This window comes from Burkholderia sp. Ac-20345, from assembly GCF_017104825.1.
Lineage (GTDB): Bacteria > Pseudomonadota > Gammaproteobacteria > Burkholderiales > Burkholderiaceae > Burkholderia > Burkholderia lata_B.
In genome coordinates, this window is sequence record NZ_JAAGPO010000480.1 from 1 (window position 1) to 1736 (window position 1736).

3 protein-coding genes are annotated in these 1736 nt (G+C 72.1%); all 3 read right to left on the reverse strand.

Annotation, left to right across the window (positions count from 1 at the left end; all coding sequences use genetic code 11):
- A partial coding sequence (locus G3O06_RS48120) for a TolC family protein (RefSeq protein ID WP_205820422.1) occupies nucleotides 1-818 on the reverse strand: 818 nt, incomplete at its 3' end.
- Nucleotides 819-969: 151 nt separating this feature from the next.
- Complete coding sequence (locus tag G3O06_RS48125) at nucleotides 970-1494, reverse strand: shikimate kinase (RefSeq protein WP_346779606.1); 525 nt, start codon at nucleotides 1492-1494, stop codon at nucleotides 970-972.
- On the reverse strand, nucleotides 1491-1736 hold a 246-nt coding region (locus G3O06_RS48130; RefSeq protein WP_205820424.1), incomplete at its 5' end, for a hypothetical protein. The genes G3O06_RS48130 and G3O06_RS48125, both read right to left, overlap by 4 nt.

Sequence of the window (1736 nt, forward strand, 5' to 3'; positions counted from 1 at the left end):
TGCGCATCGGTGTAGCCGGGCCCCCGGCCGACGAGCGCGGCGAGCCGGTGGCGCAGACGGGCCGATGCGGCCGCATGCGTGTTGATGTCGGCCTGCGCGTGCGGAATGGGTTCGCTTGCCCGGAGCACGGCGACCTGCATGTCGAGCCCGGCGTCGGCGCGTTGCGACGTGAGGCGGAGCAGATAGCTGTGTTGCTGCAGCGTATCGCGCGAGATCGCGAGGAGTTGCTGTTCGAGCACGAGCTGCAGATAGGTTTCGACGATCGCCGCCTGCAGCGACACGGTGGCCGCGTGCTCGAGCGCGCGCTGCTGGTCCGCGCGCAGCGCCGCGGCGCGCGCCAGCGCGTGCTGCCGGCCGGCGATGTCGAGATTCCACGATGCGCCGAGGAGCGCCTGCGCGTCGACCTGCCAGTGGCCGGCCGCGGGCGGTGGCGTCCGGTAGCTGCCGGGCAGGCGCGTCGGCACCGCGCTCACCGTCGCGCCGAGTTGCGGCAGCAGCGCGGCGTTTTCGACGTCGGCGTCGGCGAGCGCCTGCGCGACACGTTCGCGCTGCGCCTGCAGTGTCGGTGCGCCGGCCAGGGCATCGTCGACGAGGCGATCCAGCTGCGCATCGCCGAACGCCGTCCACCAGCGTTCGGCGATCGTCGGCGAGCCTGCGCCGGAGGCGTGGATCGCGGCGCCTGCATCGAGTTGCTCGACGGGCGTCATCCGCGCCGCCGGGCGTTGCGAGCCGAACGGCGCGCAGCCGGCGATCGCGAGCGCGGCGAGCGCGGGAACCAGGCGGCGGGAGCCGCGCGCTCGGTCGATGAGGAAGGGCATGGTCGGTTTCCTGTGCGCGATGGCGAACGATATATCTAAAAATATATCTTTAGATATTATTTGACGCTCGGCAACTGGTAGAAATAGCAGTCGGCCGAACCGGCCGGCGTCGTTGAAACAGCTGAAAGGGGGGCAGATCGGGGTGCGCGGGTTACGCCATGGCAAGTGCGTCGAGCGCTGCCGCGAGCGTTTGTGCGACGGACTGGCCTGAGGTGTCGATGCGGCAGTGCGCGCATGCGCGGTACAGCGATTCGCGCGCGTCGTGCAGCGCGGCGAGCGCCGCGCGCGGGTCGGCGACGTTCAGCAGCGGGCGGGATGCGTCGTCGCGCGTGCGATGCCACAGGGTGTCGAGATCGCTCGCGAGATGGATCACGAAACAGCGCTGGCCGAGCCGGGCGCGCGTCTCGTCGCGCAGCACGGCGCCGCCGCCGGTCGCGAGCACGAGCCCCGGCCCGCGCGTCAGCGCATCGATGACGTCGGCTTCGCGTGCGCGGAAGTCGCCCGCATGGAATTGCACTGCGACCGGGGCACCGAAGCGGCGTTCGAGTTCGCGGTCGGCGTCGACGAACGGCAACCCGAGCGCGCCGGCCAGTGCGCCGCCGAGGGTCGTCTTGCCGGCGCCGGGCATCCCGACGAGCGCGATGCGCGTCGTGCCGGCCTGCGAGCGCGGGCTCACAGGCGGCTCCGCAGCGACGGGGCGCGGCGTGTCACGGCGGCGATCCGCTGCATCCGGACGTAGTTGGCGAGCGGGTCCAGTGCATCGGTGATGAAGGTGTGAGGCGCGCCAGGGGCGGTGTCCAGCGCAATGCCGGCGATGACGAGCGAGCCGTCGTACAGGGCGTCGGTGAGCGCGCCGATCCGCGCGCCAAGCGCCGGCGACGCGGCGCCGAAATCGGCGACGACGCGGCGCGAGCGCGG